Consider the following 17519-nt stretch of genomic DNA (forward strand, 5'->3'; position numbering starts at 1 on the left):
ACCGGCCGGTCCCCTGCCCACTCCCCCAACGCATCGAAGGAGCCACCCCAGTGAACCACCCCGAACGCCCCGCCGGCCGCGCGCTCAGCGAAGCCGAGGCGGAGGCCGAAGCCGCCCGCCTCATCGCCGAGGGGTACAGCGCCAACGCCCCGGTCGCCACCTCCTACAAGGACGTGGCTCCCGTGCCCGCCATCGGCTACGCCCCGCCCGTCCAGCAAGACGGCCGGGCGCCCATGAGTCAGCGCGCCACCGATGCCAGCGTCCTGATGCTTGCTGGCGCCGGATCGGTGTCGATGGTCAGCGTGTCCGCCGGAATCATGATGTACCTGTCCCAGTACGCCGACCCGGTCGTCTGCGGCATCGTCCTCGGGGGCCCCACGGTCGTCGTCCTCGCTCTCTGCCGCCTGGTCCGCCGGACCAAGGAGGTTGCGGAGGCCGCCCCGCCCGTCATCCACCAGCACTACGAGGGCACGGTCATCCAGGACAACACCGAGATCAACACCCACACCCGCGGCGTCATCGCCCGCACCAACAACCGCTTCGACCGCTGAGGGGAACCGACCGTGACGCGACCCGGGAACGTCCTGACCACCGTCCTCGAACAGCACGGCGGGCGCTGCGCCTGCAACGGCGCCTGCGGCAAGACGCACACGGGCGACGGCGAGCGCTGCAACGCCACGAGCAGCGGCAAGAACAAGCCCCTGCTGGCCGCTCCGCGAACCCCACACGCCACCGACGGGCAGAACGCGGCCGCGCCGCTGGAGGAGCTGCGGCCCTGGTGCTGGCCCTGCTGGCGAGACGCGCTCGCCGCCGAGCGGGCCCGCGCTAACGACCAGCGCGGCCAGGAACTCATGGAGATGCAGATCGGACTGTTCGACGTCGACACCGACGCCGCGGCGTAGCGCCACGGTCCATCCGCAAGCGGTCAAGCACAAGGTCGGCTGACCACCGACGCGGGAGCGGCCGGACTTCTGGCCGGATGCACGGCCGCCCCCGCACTCCCCGTCCAGTTCGCAACCGAGGAGAAGCCCTCAGTATGACCCGCAACCGTGCCGCCCACTTCGCCGCCGCCTACGCCCTCTTCCGCATGGCGGCGGACTACGCTGACCACTGGGGACAGTCCGATTTCGACGCCCAGTGCAAGGGCGCCACCGACGACGCCCCCGTCACCTACAAGCACGAGGACACCGGCGAGGAGACCACCGTCGGCACCAAGGGCGGCCGCGCCGCGTGCACCCGACACGTCATCAACTACACCGCCACTCAAGGTCTCGTCCTCGTCGCAGGCTCCCGACTCCTCGGCATCCGCCTCAACCCCGCAGCCGTCGCTGGCGCGCTCGCCCTCTCCGGCCTGACCCACTACGCCGCCGACCGCCGAGTGCCCAACGGACTCCTCCACCGGCTCGCCAAGGCCAGCGGCAAGGAGCGGTTCTACAAGCTGGCCGACCACGGGATGAACGGCGCCTACTGCCTCGACCAGAGCTGGCACCACTCGTTCGAGACCTTCGCCGCGGCGCTCGCCGCACTCGGCTCCTCGCCTCGCTGACCCGACCCCGTCCGACACCGACCTGATCAAGGAGACACGCACCGCATGACCACCGAAGCACCGAACCCTGTCGAAGCCGCCCTCCGCTCCGGGCGATGGGTGATCGGCACCCACCACGGGAACCACGACGGCACGAAGGTCGTCGTCATCGCCACCCGTGACGATTCCGCCCCGCTCCCGTACGGCTGGGAGTGCTCCTGCGGGATCGGCCAGCGCCTCCCCGCCGAGGAGGGCATCTTCGGCAGCGCCTGGCGCCACGCCCACCCGCCCCGCTGGCGCGCGTGGGCCCGCCGGGTGCCGCTCCTGGGGCGCCTCGTCCAGCCCACGGCGCGTGTCCGGCACCCTCGGACGGCCTGACGCGTGCTCGGATGCGCGGTGCCCACTGACCTGTACGCCGCGCTGCAAGTCTGCTTCCCGCACGGAGGGCTACCCGGCTGGCTCACCGCCGCCGACCCCCGCTGCGGAACCGGCGCCGCCCCGATCCCGGTCGACGCCGACCAGGCAGACGAACTCGCCGACCTGGTCGCCCTCGCCTGGTGGGAACTCCTCCAAGACCCGGGCGACGATCCGTTCACCAAGCTGTTCACCGCGGCCTGCGCACGGCATCTGAGCTGACAACAAGAAGCGGGCCCCGTCCTCGGACGGGGCCCGCTTCTTTGCGTTCGGGGCCTTACGCCGCAGACACGTCCGCGGCTTCGGTCTCCGGGCTGCTCTCCTCGGGGCCTTCGCTTACGTCGGCGACCCCGCCTTCAAGCTCGCCGTCCTCAGCGTCGGTCTCGCTCTCCAGGAACGTGACCGTTACCCCACTGACCGAGGACAGGACCTCGATCAGGGACTTCACCGCATTGCGAGCGCGCTTCGGGTCGTGTTCCAGTGCGGCCTGGAGGGCGCCCGTGTCGAAGGTGCGCGCAGCCTTCGACAGGGCTCGCACGGTCTTCGCGGGGTCAGTCCCTGGAGCCGAGCGCGCTTCGTCCTCCTGGGAGGCGAGGTAGGAGATCACCGCCTCCTCGGTCTTGGCCTTGTGCCCGGCGACTTCCTCCGGCAGGGCCTCCACGGCGCCCTGGACGAGCGCGGCGGTGACGCTCGCACCCTTGGCCTTCACGAGTCCCAGGTACAGGTAGACGGCCGCCTGAACGCTGTGCTTCTCGACCAGCGGGACCAGCGCCCACGCGTGCCCGTACCCCAGCTTCGTAGAAACAATTGTTTCCAAACCGCCCCCTGGCCTGGCCTGGAACAGAGCTTCGGCTACGCGCCAGGTGCGAATCAGCTTGCCCGCATACTGCGGCGTGAGGTCCCACCGGGCCTGGGTGTACTCCTCGAACGTCTCGAACTCTGCCCGGTACAGTCGAGCATCCCGCACCACCTGGAGCGCCTTGCCGGCGGCCCAGAAGGCGAAGCGCAGGTTCTCGATCGCGCTCTCGCACTTGACCAACATGTCCTGCTCCTGCGCGATAAGCGCAGGAGTGTCGGTGAGTTGCTTCGTGGGGAGTTTCGCGGAGTCGCCGAGTGCGCGAGCCAGCTCGATCGCGTTGTTTGGGCGCCCGGGGGCGACTGGAGCCCCGCCTACGTTGATCGCCTTACCCATCAGAGCATCTGCTCCATCGTCAGGGCCACGCGCATGAAGTCTTCACGCGCTTTCAGGGCCGTACCCGACATCTTGTACTCGGTGACCAGAGTGCCGTTCTCGTAGGCGTGCTCGTGGATGGTGTACCGGCGGATCGGATCTGCAACCCGCGGATAGTTCCGCTCGTCAATCCACGCCTTGACCTTGTTGAGCTGCGTCTCGAACTTGTCCTTGCCGGGGTCGTGCATGTTGATCACGACCAGGAAGGGGATACCTCGCGGCTTGAGTACGCGCTCGATCGTGTACTCGCACTCATCCCAGGTGATCTTTGATGGAGTGATCGGGACGATCGCCAGGTCCGCGACCTCCAGTACCTCGCGCAGCGCATCGGCTGTCCGGCTCTCGCCGAGCGGGTCGGCTCCCCATTCGGCATCAGGATCGACGTCCAGGAAGCCGGGCGTGTCGACGATGATCCGCCGCCGCTCGGGATCGTTGATGATGCTGGGCAAGATGTCGAGCTTGCTTCGGGTGACGACGAAGTCGAACGGGAGGGCCTCCTCTCGTACGCCCGCGCACCACTTCTCCAGGGTGCCCTGGACGTCGATGCCGGCCGCGACGACGGGAGCGCCCGCGGACTCGTCCGCGTTGGACATCACCGCCGACCGGCCCGCGCACGCGGCCGTGTTGACGGCGATGGTTGACTTGCCTGCGCCGCCCTTCTGCTGGATGACGACGATCACTTTCGCCGTTCTGGCGACGGCGTCAGCGGCCGTGTCGATGGCCGTTGACAGGGCTGTGGGTGTACTCATTCCGAGGCCTTCCGTTGATTTCACCGCGCGAAGGCGGTTACTCGGATCGCGCACAGCTTGCCAGACGTTCGGGGTGTCGGTGCGCATCGCGGCATACCGGAAAGGTCAACATCGTTCGAGTGGAATCGAACGACTTGGAAACAATTGTTTCTACTCTCGGGCCTGCTCAGGGATTTCGGGCTGGCTCGCTCTCGCTGCCCGGTCGATTGCCGCCCGGAGTAGGTCGCCGGTGGTGAGGACCTTGGCGCGGAGGCGGTCGCGGATCTCCAGCGCGGACTGCGGTGCGGAGGGTCGCCCGGCGGCGGACATGAGGGCGAGTTCGGCGGGGACGCCGTCGCGTTCGGCTTCCCGGAGTGCGACGTCGACCCCGTCGCCCCAGCGGTCGGCCCAGTCCTGGAGTGCTTCGACGGCTTCCTTGCTGGTCCAGTACGCGGCGCGGCGGACGGTGTCGCCGAGGTTGTACGGCAGGTTCACCGACATGCGATGGGTGTACCCGCCGTCACCCATGGGGGCGCTCGGCGGGGTGCCCCATGGGCGGCCCGGCGCCTCGACCTCGCCCTCCGGGGGCTTGGGCCACTTGCGGTCCAGGCCGCGGGCACGCAGCTCCTCGCGGACCGCCCGGGTCACGATGTCGTCCCGGGTGCCGCCGAACTCGCCGGTCCGTCGCATCCGCGCGGCCCGGGCCCGGATGTTGCTGCGGACGGCGGCGGCCGCACGCCGCGACATGCCGGGCGGGATTAGCTCCTTCCGGCGTGCGGCGATCCACTCTTCCTCGCGTTCCCGCTCCTCCTTGCGGCGCGCGTTGAGCGCCTTCAAGGCGTCCTCGGTCACGGCCACGTGGAACTTCATGCTCACCCTCGCCATGGAGGAAATGTAGCCAGATAACTCCGGTGGCGAACGCGGACCCTGCGGCGGGAGGTTTGTGTCGGGGTGGGAACTTAAATCGGTTGCTTCTGAGTCGTTATGGTCGTCAGGTAGGGATCATGTACGTCTGCCGCCGGCCGGGTGGTACCCGGTGCAGGCGGTGCGGGACGGGCCGGTGCCCGCCCGCCGGAGCAACGGGGGAGTAGCGCGCATGACGAACAGCCGCACCGATCACCAGCCTTACGTGCAGGCCGTGGTCGCCGAGATCGAAGAGATCGGCCTGAGCGTCGCGGGGGACGCCGTGACCGGCCGCCCGCCCGCGGTCCGCACGGCCGTCGTCACGCTGGAGGTGCCGGACAGTGGTCCGTACGCCGACGAGGACGACGACCTCGAACTCGTCTGGGATGAGTCGTACGGCTGGGTGCTCCACCTGCCCGCCGAGGCCGGGATCAGCGACTGGTTCATGGGTGAGGACCTGGTGCCCGCGCCCGCCCGGGTCGCCCGCTGGGTCGACATGGTGCTGTCGAACCCGGGCCTGACCCCGAGCCGGGAGGACGGGCCGCAGCGGCTGCCCGAGAGCGACGACGAGGCGTTCGAGACGCGCCTGTCGGCCTTCGCCGCGTCGGCCTGACGCGCTCGCTGCCCTCCCGACCGCCCGCGGGCCGTCGGCGCTGAGGCTGCGCCGGGCCCCGCAGCTTGGAGAACGACATGTCCAACCCCGTCGAAACCCCGGTCGCCCCTGCCCCCGAGCCCGGTCCGGAGGGCCGCCTCGGGCCGATCGGGCGGGCCCGCGCGAGCCTGACGGCGATCGAGACCCTGCTCCGGCTGCGCGAGGACCAGAGTGCGCCCACCCCGGGAGACCTCGCCGCCCTGCGGCACTGGCCCGGCTGGGGGCCGCTCGCCCCCGCCCTGGCGGAGAACCGCGAAGGAACCTGGGCGGAGATCGGCGAGGAGCTGCAACGCCTGCTGACGCCGCGCGAGTACCGGCAGGCCGAACAGGGCACGCCGACCGCCTACTACACCCCCGACCGGATCGCAGAGGCCTGCTGGACGGCCCTGCGCGATCTCGGCTTCCGTGGCGGCCGCATCCTCGAACCCGGCTGCGGCGCGGGCACCTTCATCAACCACACCCCCGACCGGATGCCGGTCGAGTGGTTCGGTGTCGAGCGCGACCCGACCACCGCGGGCATTGCCGCGCTGCTGCACCCGGACGCGCAGATCATCAACGCCCGGCTCCAGGACGCCGGTCTCCAGTCGAACAGCGTGGACGCCGTCCTGGGCAACGTGCCGTACGGCAACTTCCAGGTCCACGACAAGACCGCGCCGAAGGCGGTCACCGACTCGATCCACAACTACTTCATCTGGCGCTCGGTGCAGGCCCTGCGCCCGGGCGGCGTCGCCATCCTGCTGACCTCCCGCTACACGATGGACTCCGCGGACGACACCGCCCGCCGTGCCATCGCCAAGCACGCCGACCTGCTGGGCGCCATCCGGCTGCCCAACGGCGCCCTCACCGAGGGCGGCACCGGCGTCCTCGCCGACATCCTCATCGTCCGCCGGCGCGACACCGACGGCCCGCTGGACGACAGTTGGATGGAGGTCAGCGAAGTCCCGACGGTCTCCGGCCAGTACGCCAACAACTACTTCCTGGAGCACCCGGAGAACGTGCTCGGCACGTTCGAGCAGGGGCGGGCCGCGCAGTACGGGCACACCCTGGCCGTGAAGCCCCCCGAGGGCCAGGACCTCGGGGCCGCGCTGGGTCGGGCCTTCGACGGCATCACCGCGGCGGCCCGCAACGAGGGCCGGGACTGGCGGGTCGCGGTCGGCGCGCAGCCGTTCACCGAGGACACGCTGCCCTTCCCCGTCCGCGAGGACGGCCGGAAGGAAGGTTCCTTCCACCTCGTGGACGGCAAGCCGCACGAGGTGGTCGACGGCGAGCTGGTCGCGGTCGAGCGCGCGGGCAAGGAACTGCCCAAGCTCATCGCGCTGCGCGACGCCACGCTGAAGCTGATCGAGGCGGAGACCGACCACGACACCCCCGACGCGCAGCTCGACCCGATGCGCGCCGAGGTGAACCGGCTGTACGACGCCTACGTCCGGGTGCACGGCCCGATCAACCGCTTCACCCTCGCCGAGGGGCAGGTCGATGAGGAGACGGGGGAGAAGGCGGTCAGCCGCCGCTACCCGCGCCTGGGCGGGTTCCGCCGTGACCCGGACTTCGTGTCGGTCCTCGCCCTGGAGGACTTTGACGACGAGACGCAGAAGGCGGACAAGGCCCCGCTGCTGCTGCGCCGGGTCAACCGCCGCATCGAGCGGCCGACGTCGGCGGAGACGCCGGAAGAGGCGCTGTCGCTCTGCCTCAACTTCAAGAACAAGATCGACGCCCCCACCATCGCGCAGCTCCTGGGGATCGAAGAGGACCAGGTGCCCGGCGCGCTCGGGGAGCTGGTCTTCCCCGACCCGGACAACGGCGAACTGCTGACCCGGGGCGCGTACCTGTCCGGTCCGGTCGTGGACAAGCTGGAGCGCGCCGAGTTCCTGCTGTCGCAGGGCCGCGACGACCTTCAGCGGCACGCCGACGCCCTGCGCGAGGTGCAGCCCGAACCGCTGCCGCCGGAGGACATCAAGGCCAAGCTCGGCGCCCCGTGGATTCCGGTGGAGGACGTCACCGCGTTCGCCGAGGAGATGCTGGGCGTCCGGGTCGACATCATCCACGTGGCCAAGACGGCGACGTGGAACGTCGACATGCCGATGACGATCCCGGAGGCCGCGACCAGCGAGTGGGGAACAGCCCGCGTCAACGCCTTCGAACTGCTCGACCTCGCGCTGAACGGGCAGGCCCCGAAGGTCTACGACACCTTCCGCACGCCCGACGGCGGATCGCGGCGGGTGCGCAACGACAAGGAGACGATGCTCGCGGAGTCGAAGATGACGGCGCTGATGCGCCGCTTCGCGAGCTGGGCGTGGGAGGACCCCGACCGGGCGGACCGCCTGGCCGCCGACTACAACCGCATCTTCAACAGCACGGTCCTGCCCAAGCACGACGGCTCCCACCTGACGGTCGACGGCATGGACCCGGAGTTCACGCCGTACGAGCACCAGTGGGACTTCGTCCAGCGCGTACTCAGCGCAGAAGAGGGCTCGCTGTGCCCGTACCCGGTCGGCGCCGGCAAGACGGCCACGATGTTCATGACGGCGGTCAAGCTCAAACAGCTCGGCCTGGTCAACAAGCCGATGATCGTTGTCCCGAACCATCTGCTGGAGCAGATCTCCCGGGACGGCAAGAAGCTGTTCCCGAACGCCAAGATCCTCATGGCGGGCAAGAAGGACCTCGCCGACGCCCGCTCGCGCATGCTGTTCGCGGCCCGGTGCGCCACCGGCGACTGGGACGCGATCGTGATGACGCACAACTCCTTCGGCCGCCTCGGGGTCCACCCCGTCACCGAGGCCACCTACCTGGAGGAGCTGGCCAACGAGTACCGCGTCGCGCTGAGCGCGATCGACGGCGACGACGCCAACCAGCGGCGGATCAAAGAGATCGCCAAGATGGTCGACCGGTTCGACGCCCGCGCGTCCGACCTGCGCTCGAAGGCCACCGACGCCGGTGTCACGTACGAGAACCTCGGCGTGGACTTCCTCCAGATCGACGAAGCCCACCTGTTCAAGAACCTCGCCCTGCCGGCCACGACCGAGGGCATGTCGCTCGGCAAGCCGTCCAAGCGGGCCACCGACCTCGACCTGAAGCTCATCGTCACCCGCGAGCGCACCGGCCGGGACAACGTCACCGCCCTCTACAGCGGCACGTTCATCTCGAACTCGGTGCGCGAGATGTACGTCTTCAAGCACTACACGATGCCCAAGCGGCTGGAGAAGCTGGGGCTCGGCAGTCCCGACGCCTGGGCGGCGAACTTCATCCAGTTCGAGTCCCGGCCGGAGGTCGGGGTCGACGGCGTCAGCTTCCGCCTCAAGCGGCGGCCGGTGGAGTACACCAACGCCGACGAGGCCCTGGCCATGTTCGCGGAGGTCGCGGAGCTGCGGCCGCGCGAAGCGTTCAAGATCAAGCGGCCCAAGCGCGTCGACCGCTTCGTGGAGATCGACGCCACCCCGAACCTGGTCCAGTACGTCGGGAGCATCTCGGACCGCATCGACCTGATCCAGCAGGGCAAGGTCAAGCCGTTCGAGGACAACATGCTCAACGTCATCACGGACGGCCGCAAAGCCGCCCTGGACCTTGAGTTGGTCGGGATGGAGCCGGACGGCCCGGGCAAGGCCGGGGCCATCATCAGGAACGTCCTTCAGATCCACGAGCGCACCAAGGACCTGAAGTTCCCCGGCGACCCGGAAGACGTCTCCGGCGGCCTTCAGCTCGTCTTCTGCGACCTGGGCACCCCGAGCAAGGACCGCGGCAGTCAGGTCTACGGCAAGATCCGCCGGGGCCTGATAGACGGTCTACCGGAGGAAGGCCTGCCCGGCATCCCGCGCGAGCGCATCCGCTTCATCCACGACTACAACAGCGACCTCGCCAAGGAGCAGTTGTTCACGGACGCCCGCTCGGGCAAGGTCAGCGTGCTGTTCATGTCCTCGGAGAAGGGCGGGACGGGCGTCAACGTCCAGACCCGCGGCGTCGCGCTGCACCACGCCGACCCGCCGCACAAGCCTGCCGAGTGGGAGCAGCGTGAGGGCCGACTCGACCGCCCCGGCAACCAGCTCATCGCCCTCGATATGGAAGTCGAGTTCCTGCGCTACATCGCGCTGAACAGCTTCGACAGTTACATGTTCCAGCAACTGGAGCGCAAGCAGCGGCCCATCGTGCAGATCATGTCCGGCCGCAAGGTCGGCCGTGTCATCCAGGAGATCGACCCTGTCGGGGCGGGCTTCGGGCAGGCCAAGGCCGTCGCCACGGGCAACCCGATGCTGCTGGAGCTGGCCGACGTCAACGGCGAGCTGACCATGCTCCTCAACGAGGCCGACGGCCACCGGCAGGCGCAGGCCCGCATGAAGCGCAAGGTCGAAGTCCTCTCCGACCAGATCAGCGACGCGGAGCGAACCCTGCCCGCCATGCGCGCCATGGCCGACGCGGTGACCGCCGCCGGGGACGACGACACATGGCGCACCGCCGACGGCCGCCTCATCGACCCCGACGACGTCGCCGGCGTCCTCGCGCAGACCGCGCAGGGCTCCAAGCCCACCCTCGACCTGGACGCGGGCTACCGCTGGCGCGGCCTGAACGTCGGCTTCACCTGGCACCGGCGCCAACAGTTCGGCGGGATGGCGTACGAGGGGTGGGCGCACCTGGTCGGAGGAGGCCACCAGGTCGACGTCCGCCTGAACCTGAGCTGGTTCGGCAAGGGCCAGTCCTGGCGCATCGTCAAGGCGCTGGGGGAGGCCGCCGACGAAGCGGTGACTGCCCCGGTCGAGATCGAGCAGAAGGTCGTCAAGCAGCGTGCGGCGCTGGAGGACACCCGGTCCCACATCGGGCGCCCCTTCGAGAAGCACACCGAGCTGGAAGCTGTCCGCGAGCGCAAGGCCGCCCTGGAGGAGCAGATCTCGGGCGCCGCCATCGCCTCCGGCCGCGAGAGCGGGTCGGGCCCGCAGTTCGATCCCGGCGCCGCCGCCGCCGACGACGGCGGCCGCGAGATGACCGAGGCGGAGATGGCGATGCACGACGCCACCGCCATGGCCGGGATGCTCGGTGGCACCGCCGTCGTCATCAGTGACGGCCAGATCATCGGCGGCGCCCGCGTGATCGACCGCACGGACGTGGACCTGCGGACACCCGACCTCGCCGACCTGGGGCAGTACCAAGAGGCCCTGCGCGCCCTGACCGAGGCCGCGGCCGCCGACGACGACGTGACCGCCTGGGCGCAGATCGACGCCAACGAGGGCGACCGGTTCCGCGAGGCCTTCGCCGACTGGGCACAGGAATGGGCCCTCGACCAAGCCGAGCAGATCCCCGACTCCGAAGCGCGCCCGGCCTGGTTGCGCGCCTTCCTCGACTACGAGCCCGAGACCCGGGCCACGCGCAGCATGCTGGTCGCCGAGGCCGCCGGGATCGCCTGGCAGCAGGCCCGGACCGCCGCCGAACCCGAAGAGACGCAGCTCGCCCCGCAGGACACCGCGACCCCTCAGCCGGAACCGGCCCCGGCGCCCGAGGAGTCCGACGCACCTTCCGCACCGCCGCAGGCCGGACCGCAGGAACCCGCGCCGGCCGCCCCGGAGGCACCGCAGGCACCTGCCGAGGGCGCGGCCGAACCCGCCCCGGCCCCGGCGGAGGCGCCGACCGGCGACGCCGACCGGCAGGCGCTCTTGCAGGACCTGGTCGACGCCTTCGGCGACCGCGTCATGGTCGGCCACATCGGCGGCCCGCAGCCCGCCCGCACCCACCAGTCCGCCGGGTGGGCCATCATGGCGGTCCTCAGCGACGACCAGGTGCGCGGGCTCGTCAGCGCCGTCGCGGTCGACGGCCAGCCGGTCAGCACGGAGCCCGGCGTCATGCCCACCGACCGCGTACGGGAGTGGATCGCCGAGCAGCAGCAGACGCCGACGACCGCCTTCTATGCCTCCACCAGCAGCGAGCTGCCGCCCGCCCTGCGCGGCGACGGCGACGTCCACCTGTCGACCCGCGCGGACGGGCTGACCGTAGAACAGGGTGACGTCACCACCACGATCCTGTGGGAGGAACTCCCGGCCTGGATCGACGCCGCGGTGGCGCACAACACCGCCAACCGCGACCCGTACAAGCCGTGGTGGCGGTACGGGAACCTGTCCGCGGAGATCCACTTCCGGCGCGACGAACGCAACCAGGCCATCCGCACCGCGATGGACGCCCTGGCCGACGCGCTGCGCGAGACCGTGCCCCCGACCGACGAACAGCTCGCCGAAGCCCGCGACCGGTACGCCCCGTCGGCGGCCGCGCCCGCCACGGCCACGGAGCCCGCGGCCGCCGCCGAGGACGCCCTCGCCGAGGAGAACGCGCCGCAGGAGTCCGCGCAGCTCCCCGAGGACGCCGTACCGGTCCCGGGCGCCGAGGGCTACCACTACACCGAGGAAGGCCGCACCGTCCGCCTCTACACCGAGGTGGGCGAGGAGGTCGGCACGGCGAAGTGGAGCTACAGCAAGTACCGCTACCTGGGCGACGTTCAGGGCGACACCGTCCGGGGGACCGAGGACGGCGCCACCGTGGCCAAGCGCATGGCCAACCACCACGCGGTCGTCTACGGCGACCGGGTGCACCGGCCGACGCTCGATGACCAGGGCCGTGACCCGGTCTGGATTCTGCACAACGGTTCCGACACCCTCGTCTTCGGCGTGAGCCCGGAGGACGACACCGCGAAGGCGGCGATGTGGACCGGCGGCGGCTTCAAGGAGTCCCGCAAGGTCGGCGGCTGGTACCTGCCGCGCACCTGGAAGGAGCCGACGCGCAGGCAGCGGGTGGACGACGCGGTGCGCGTCCTCGCGGCCGCCGGGCGCACCGTCGCGGTGCACACCAGCCGGGCGGAGCGTCAGGAACCTCCCCAGCGGCCTGCGCGGCTGCCGGAGCTGGCCGTGACGGCGCCGAACCTGGACGAGGTGCCGCAGTTCTTCAACGCCGAGCCCTTCACCGACCAGGACGACCTGGCGGACGTCCAGGCGCTGGAGGCCGCCTACGCCCGGTGGGGTCAGCACCCCACCGTCCGGGCGTACCTCCAGCAGGACAACGACGCTCGTCCCGACGGCTTCGGCACCCCGGACAACCCCATCGCCGAGCTGCACATCGCCTACCACCGGGCCCGGTTGGCGCTGCGCGAGCCCGTCCCCGGCGGCCCGCAGGAAATCGTCCGCCGGGTCTACGGCGTGGCCGCCTGGTGCCAGGAACTGGAGGTCGTCGTTGACGATGACCTCCTCGACCCCCTCCAGGGCGTGTACGAGGCGGCCCACCTCCTCGCCGCCCGCTCGCAGGCCACCATCGCGGCCCTGACCGCAGAACAGGCCGCGGCCGCCGAGGACGCCCCCGCCCCTGCCGCGGAGGAGACCGAACCCGCCGCCGCTCCGCAGGAGCCGGACACCGAGGGGCAGGCGGACGAATCCGCGTCCACCTCGAACGAGACCGCCCCCGCGGCCGCCGCCGAGGAGCAGGGTCCGGTCGACCCCGCTCCGGTCGCCCCGGAACCGCCCGCGGCGCCGCCGGCGCCCGCGCCGGACGTCGACAGTAACCAGCCCGCCCTGACCGACCCGGCTCTGCGCGGGGCCGCCCTGGAGGCCATGACCGCCGCGGCGCTGGCCGCCCCGCGGGTCGCGCAGGCTGCCCGCGCCAACGACCTGGACAACTTCACCTCCTGGCTGACCGACTGGGTGGACGACTGGGCAACCGAGGAGTGGGCGGACGTCCCGCCAGGCGACATGCCCGACTGGGTCCGCGTCTACTTCCGTGGAGGCGACGAAGCCGTCGGCGACCGCAACGGCCTGTACGCCGAACTGGCAGGCTCTCTCTACGCGCAGCTTCGCGCGACGGAGCAGGAACCGGCCCCTGCCCCCGCGCCCGACGCTGACGAGGAGAAGTCCCGAGAGGAGCTGTTCCAGGAAGCAGTCGACGGCCTCTTCACCGGCACCGACCCGCAGCCCGGTGCCACGGACCCGGAGCCGACACCCGACCCTGCCGCCCCGGAGCAGCAACTTGGCCTGTTCGGCGGGGACAACGCGCCCGCCCCGCAGGAGACACCGCCCGACACGGACACGGACGACGCGGCACCTGCGGCTGACGACCTCTCCCAACTCGCCAGGGTCGAGCTGACCGGAGCAGCGGACATCCGGTACTGGATGCACGGGAGCATGCGACCCGGCGAGCCAGAGACGATCCGGTTCCACCTCAACCGCCAGACCCGCTCGTACTCGTTCAGCGAGTCCATCTTCAGCGGCACCCGTGACGAGTGCCTGGCGTACATCGACTCGGAGGCCGCCGTACGGTCTGCCGCCGAAACACTGGACCCCGGGGACACGGACGGCGTGCAGCAGGCGGCGGCGCAGGCCTGGCTGCGTGATGCCGCCCCCGAGACCCCGGCGCCCGATCCCGCGCCGGCCGCCGACGTCCCGGAGTCGGAGGCGGCGGGCGACGCGGACGAGGAGGAAGGGCAGCTCGACCTCTTCGGCGAGGCGGCCCCCGCTCCGGCCCCCGCCCAGCGTCCCGGGCGCCGGCGCGGTCGGCGCGAGCCGGAGCCCGCCGTCTCACCGGGCACCGAGGAAGCCCCCGACGGGCGGCTCGGTGTGTACGGACACGCCGACCACGGCGAGTGCGAGCGCTGCGGAGCCACCGACACCGACCGCTACACCGTGGTGCTGCACTGGATGGCCCCAGACCACGCAGAGATGGCTGCCGAGTGCGGCCCCTGCGTTGAGCTGACCTTGGGGCTGCCCTACCAGCAGTACCGGAGCCTCGCCGATGTCGCCGAGGCCCGGCGCGACGGTGTGCGCATCCAGCCCCGGCCCCACCCGGAGGACGACGAAGTCGTCTACCGGCGCACCGCAGAGAACGAGTGGACCAGCGTCCACCGGCCGACCGGCCAGCGCTACCGCACCGCGAAGGAGACCGAGAGCGGATACCGGGGCTTCGTGATGCGCGACCTGTCCGGCGTGTCCGTGGGCACCGGCGTCTCCGTCGGCACCATCCAGGAACTCACCGAACGGGCTGCGCTGGGCCGTACGGCCGAGACCCACCCCACCGACAGCGACGACTGGGTCTACTTCTCGTACGGCCAGGACCTGAAGGAACTCGGCATCCCCGAGGGCGAGTCCGTCACCGCCCGCTCGACGGGGCCCCGCCGGAACCGGGCCCCGCTGGAGCACGGCCCGCTCTGGGACCTCCGCATCGGTGACACCGACTTCACGGTGGAGATGGTCTACCAGCAGGGACTGCCGGGCCAGGACGGTCACCGCCTGGAGGTGACGGGCCCCGGGGACACGAGCACGCGCCATCCGCAATGGGAGGGCGTACTGGAGTGGGCCCGCCAGCGCGTACGCGAAGCCCGGACGGAGCGGGCGGCCACGGCGACCGCAGCCCCGGCAACGGTGCAGCAGGAACCCGTACAGCCCGCTCCGGGCCCCGAGCCTGAGCCCGAGGACGCTCCGGTCGACGCGCCCGTCGCCGAGACGGCTGCGCCGGACGACGCTCCCGCGCCGGAGGTCGCGGCGACCGAGGAACCAGACCAGCCCGAGCAGGAGGAAGCAGTGGCAGGCGAGCCGGAACCCACCGTCGTCGCGCCGGACGTCGCCCCGGTCGCCGATCCGCCCACGGAGGACGTCCCTGCGGAGGCACCCGCAGAGGACGCCGCGCCGGCCGTGGACGTCGAAGACCCGCCCGCGCCCCGGACCTTCACCGAGACGTTCCCGCTCGCCGCCGACGCTCGCTACCGGCTCCGGCTGACCATGGTGGAGGGCGAAGGCCCCCGCGATGGCGAGCTGCTGTACGGCGAGGCCACCGTCGCCGCTGTGCGCCTGTCCGCCTCCGGGCGGTGGTTCGCCCGACTCGCGGTCGACGGCATGCCCGCCGACGTCACCGAACTCAACGGCTCACCGATGGATGCCGCACGTCAGGGCGCGGTGATGTTCGCAGTCGTCACCGGAGAGCCGTACGGCGACCCGCCGGTCGCCGTCAACGTCCGGGGACCGCAGTCGCGAGCGGACGTGCTGCGCGTCGAACTGCGTACCGCCGCCGAGCAGCACCTGCGCACCATCACCGTGGCGGCCGCGCGAGCGAACCCGAACTACCCGCAGAACCCACAGTTCCCGGCCCTGAGCGCCCAGCTCCGGAGCCTGGGAGCGGCCGACGTCGACAACCACGACTCCCGGCAGATGGCCGCGAACCTCACCGCGGTCCAGGACGCGGTCAACGCGTGGGGCGGCGCCCTACCTGTAGACCCCGCCCTCGATGAGCGGCAGCACCTCGCGTTCCCGCTCCTGAACCTGCTGCATGAGACCACACGCCTGCACGGGCGCCTCCAGGCCACCCTGGACGCGGTGCAGGCCGACCGCGCCGCCGCTCGGGAGCAGGAAGCCGCAGCCGCCACGCCGACACCGGAGCCCGCTCCGGACCCGGCGGCCGCCGAGACAGCGCAGCCCGCCGCGCAGGACACCCCGGCCCCTCAGCCGGAACCGGCCCCGGCGCCCGACGCGACCGACCAGCCCGCCCCGCTCCCCGACGCCCCGGAGGACACCGAGATGGCCACGCCCGCCCGCCCCGCCACCCCCGAGAGCCCGGCGACCCCCGGCCCGGACGGCGCCACCGAACCGGGCGAGGAACAGGCAACGGCCGACATCACGCAGCGAGAGGGCCGCGTCGAACGCACCGGGCCCGCCGAACCCGCGGAGCCGGAAGCCGACCTGCCGCTGTGGACCGGCCCGACGGAGGCCTCCGGCCCGGAGGGGGACCGCCCGCTCGACGTCGTCGCCGACTTCGCGGCCGTCCAAGAGGCGTGGGACGAACACGTGCCCGCCGACAAGGGCACGGGCGCGGACCTGTTCGCCACCGTGGAGGACGAACTCCAGCGGCTGGAGGCGCTGTTCGCCGAGGCCGTGGCCAAGCTGAACCCGCCCGCCGAGCCGCAGCCCGCCCCCGCGCCGACACCGGCGCCGGCCACCGAGGCGAAGCAGCCCGACCCCGCCACCCCGGCGGCCGCGACGCCTGCCGAACCGGAGAAGGCGCCGGACCGTGACCCGCAGCAGTCGGCGGACGCGGTCAACACGGCGCTGCGGGAGGCAGACGCTCACGCGCCCGCGCTCCAGGACCTGCCGGAGTGGCAGCGCATCCAGAGCGTGCGGGGGGCCTTCGGCCACCTGATGCACGTCATGAAGGAGCGGGCGGGCGAGCACTTCGGCAAGCTCATGACCGACAGCCGCGTCGCCGACTTCGTGCGCCGGGTCTCGATCACCGCGTGCGAGAAGGTTGCCGGGTGGGCGCAGGCCGCCGCCGACAAGCTGCGCCGCCCCGACGACCGTGGTATGGACCGGCGCGAGGAGCCGCCGAGCGCGGAGGCGCTGCTGCGGCTGGGAGACGCGGCCCTCGAGTATCGGGGACCGCGGCGTGCGGGTGGTGGCGGTACCCCGCCGTCCGCGAACGGCGTGGCCGACCCGGTGGACATCCCGGCGATGCGCAAGATGGGGGAGGCCCTGAACCGGCCGATGCCCGGGGACAAGCGCGGAGTGTCCACGGCCGCCGCACGGGGCCGGTCGACCACCACGAAGCGAGGGAAGAAGCCCGCGCCCGGGGGCGGCAGCGCCGAGCAGGCCGGGCACCTCCGCCGAGGCGGTGCCGAGAAGCCGCCGGCGCGCAAGCCCACCCAACGCTGACCAGTCACGGGAACCGTTCCAATTGGAACGGTTAGGAGATGGAGCCGGGGCACCCGCGAGGCGCCCCGGCTCCCGCCCGGCCCCGTGTGGTGGTCTATCTGGCCAGATAACCCGCCTCGCTGGTTCCCAAAGACCCTCGTGGCGGGGCTCGTCGGCATGGTGCGGAACGTCGTGGGGCCCGGCACCAGCAGCGTGAGAACTGCTGGTGCCGGGCCCCACTGGGTTCAGGGATTATCTAAGCTTGACTCTGTCGGGGATCTTGGAGTTTCGCGGTGCGGCAGCATGGTCAACGGGCATGCTCGGGTAGTTCCGATGACCGATGCAGTTGTCGAGGTGCCCGTTGTCCCTCCGTCCACGTTCCGGTGAGCAGGTCCCGTCTCTGACTGCGCAGGTCGCGCGGGCGAGCAACCCGGGCGGC

General features: G+C 71.5%; 10 protein-coding genes. 7 read left to right on the forward strand and 3 right to left on the reverse strand.

Going from position 1 to position 17519, the window contains the following annotated elements; all coding sequences use genetic code 11:
• Positions 1 to 50: 50 nt before the first annotated feature.
• From BKD26_RS34640 to BKD26_RS34660, 5 genes are all read left to right on the forward strand, one after another.
• Positions 51 to 551 carry a hypothetical protein gene (locus tag BKD26_RS34640; RefSeq protein WP_084906477.1) on the forward strand — a complete coding sequence of 167 codons (501 nt, stop codon included), beginning with the start codon at positions 51 to 53 and terminating at the stop codon, positions 549 to 551.
• 12 nt (positions 552 to 563) lie between these two features.
• Positions 564 to 902: a hypothetical protein gene (locus BKD26_RS34645; RefSeq protein ID WP_084906479.1), complete on the forward strand. Its 339-nt coding sequence runs from the start codon at positions 564 to 566 to the stop codon at positions 900 to 902.
• Between the two features lie 134 nt (positions 903 to 1036).
• The gene (locus tag BKD26_RS34650) at positions 1037 to 1546 is read left to right on the forward strand and encodes a hypothetical protein (protein ID WP_084906482.1); all 510 of its coding nucleotides are present in this window, start codon (positions 1037 to 1039) and stop codon (positions 1544 to 1546) included.
• A 45-nt stretch (positions 1547 to 1591) separates the two neighbouring features.
• Positions 1592 to 1903 (forward strand): hypothetical protein, encoded by a 312-nt coding sequence (locus tag BKD26_RS34655; RefSeq protein ID WP_179166820.1) that lies wholly within the window; start codon positions 1592 to 1594, stop codon positions 1901 to 1903.
• Positions 1904 to 1921: 18 nt separating this feature from the next.
• Positions 1922 to 2161: a hypothetical protein gene (locus BKD26_RS34660; RefSeq protein WP_084906484.1), complete on the forward strand. Its 240-nt coding sequence runs from the start codon at positions 1922 to 1924 to the stop codon at positions 2159 to 2161.
• A gap of 55 nt (positions 2162 to 2216) precedes the next feature.
• Here the strand turns inward: BKD26_RS34660 and BKD26_RS34665 are convergent, their stop codons facing one another.
• The 3 genes from BKD26_RS34665 to BKD26_RS34675 all read right to left on the reverse strand — a co-directional run bounded on the left by BKD26_RS34665 (position 2217) and on the right by BKD26_RS34675 (position 4783).
• Positions 2217 to 3131, reverse strand: coding sequence for a hypothetical protein (locus tag BKD26_RS34665; protein WP_084906486.1), 915 nt, complete (start codon positions 3129 to 3131; stop codon positions 2217 to 2219).
• Complete coding sequence (locus BKD26_RS34670) at positions 3131 to 4006, reverse strand: ParA family protein (RefSeq protein ID WP_241518989.1); 876 nt, start codon at positions 4004 to 4006, stop codon at positions 3131 to 3133. The genes BKD26_RS34665 and BKD26_RS34670 overlap by 1 nt, the downstream gene beginning before the upstream one ends.
• Before the next feature lie 63 nt (positions 4007 to 4069).
• Positions 4070 to 4783, reverse strand: coding sequence for a hypothetical protein (locus tag BKD26_RS34675; protein WP_143662750.1), 714 nt, complete (start codon positions 4781 to 4783; stop codon positions 4070 to 4072).
• 211 nt (positions 4784 to 4994) lie between these two features.
• Here BKD26_RS34675 and BKD26_RS34680 point away from each other — a divergent pair, with 211 nt between their 5' ends.
• Both BKD26_RS34680 and BKD26_RS34685 read left to right on the forward strand, forming a co-directional pair.
• Complete coding sequence (locus tag BKD26_RS34680) at positions 4995 to 5414, forward strand: DUF6292 family protein (protein WP_084906490.1); 420 nt, start codon at positions 4995 to 4997, stop codon at positions 5412 to 5414.
• 77 nt (positions 5415 to 5491) lie between these two features.
• Positions 5492 to 17101, forward strand: coding sequence for a hypothetical protein (locus tag BKD26_RS34685; protein WP_084906492.1), 11610 nt, complete (start codon positions 5492 to 5494; stop codon positions 17099 to 17101).
• Positions 17102 to 17519: the final 418 nt, after the last annotated feature.

This window comes from Streptomyces sp. CB03238, assembly GCF_002099185.1.
Taxonomy (GTDB): Bacteria; Actinomycetota; Actinomycetes; order Streptomycetales; family Streptomycetaceae; genus Streptomyces.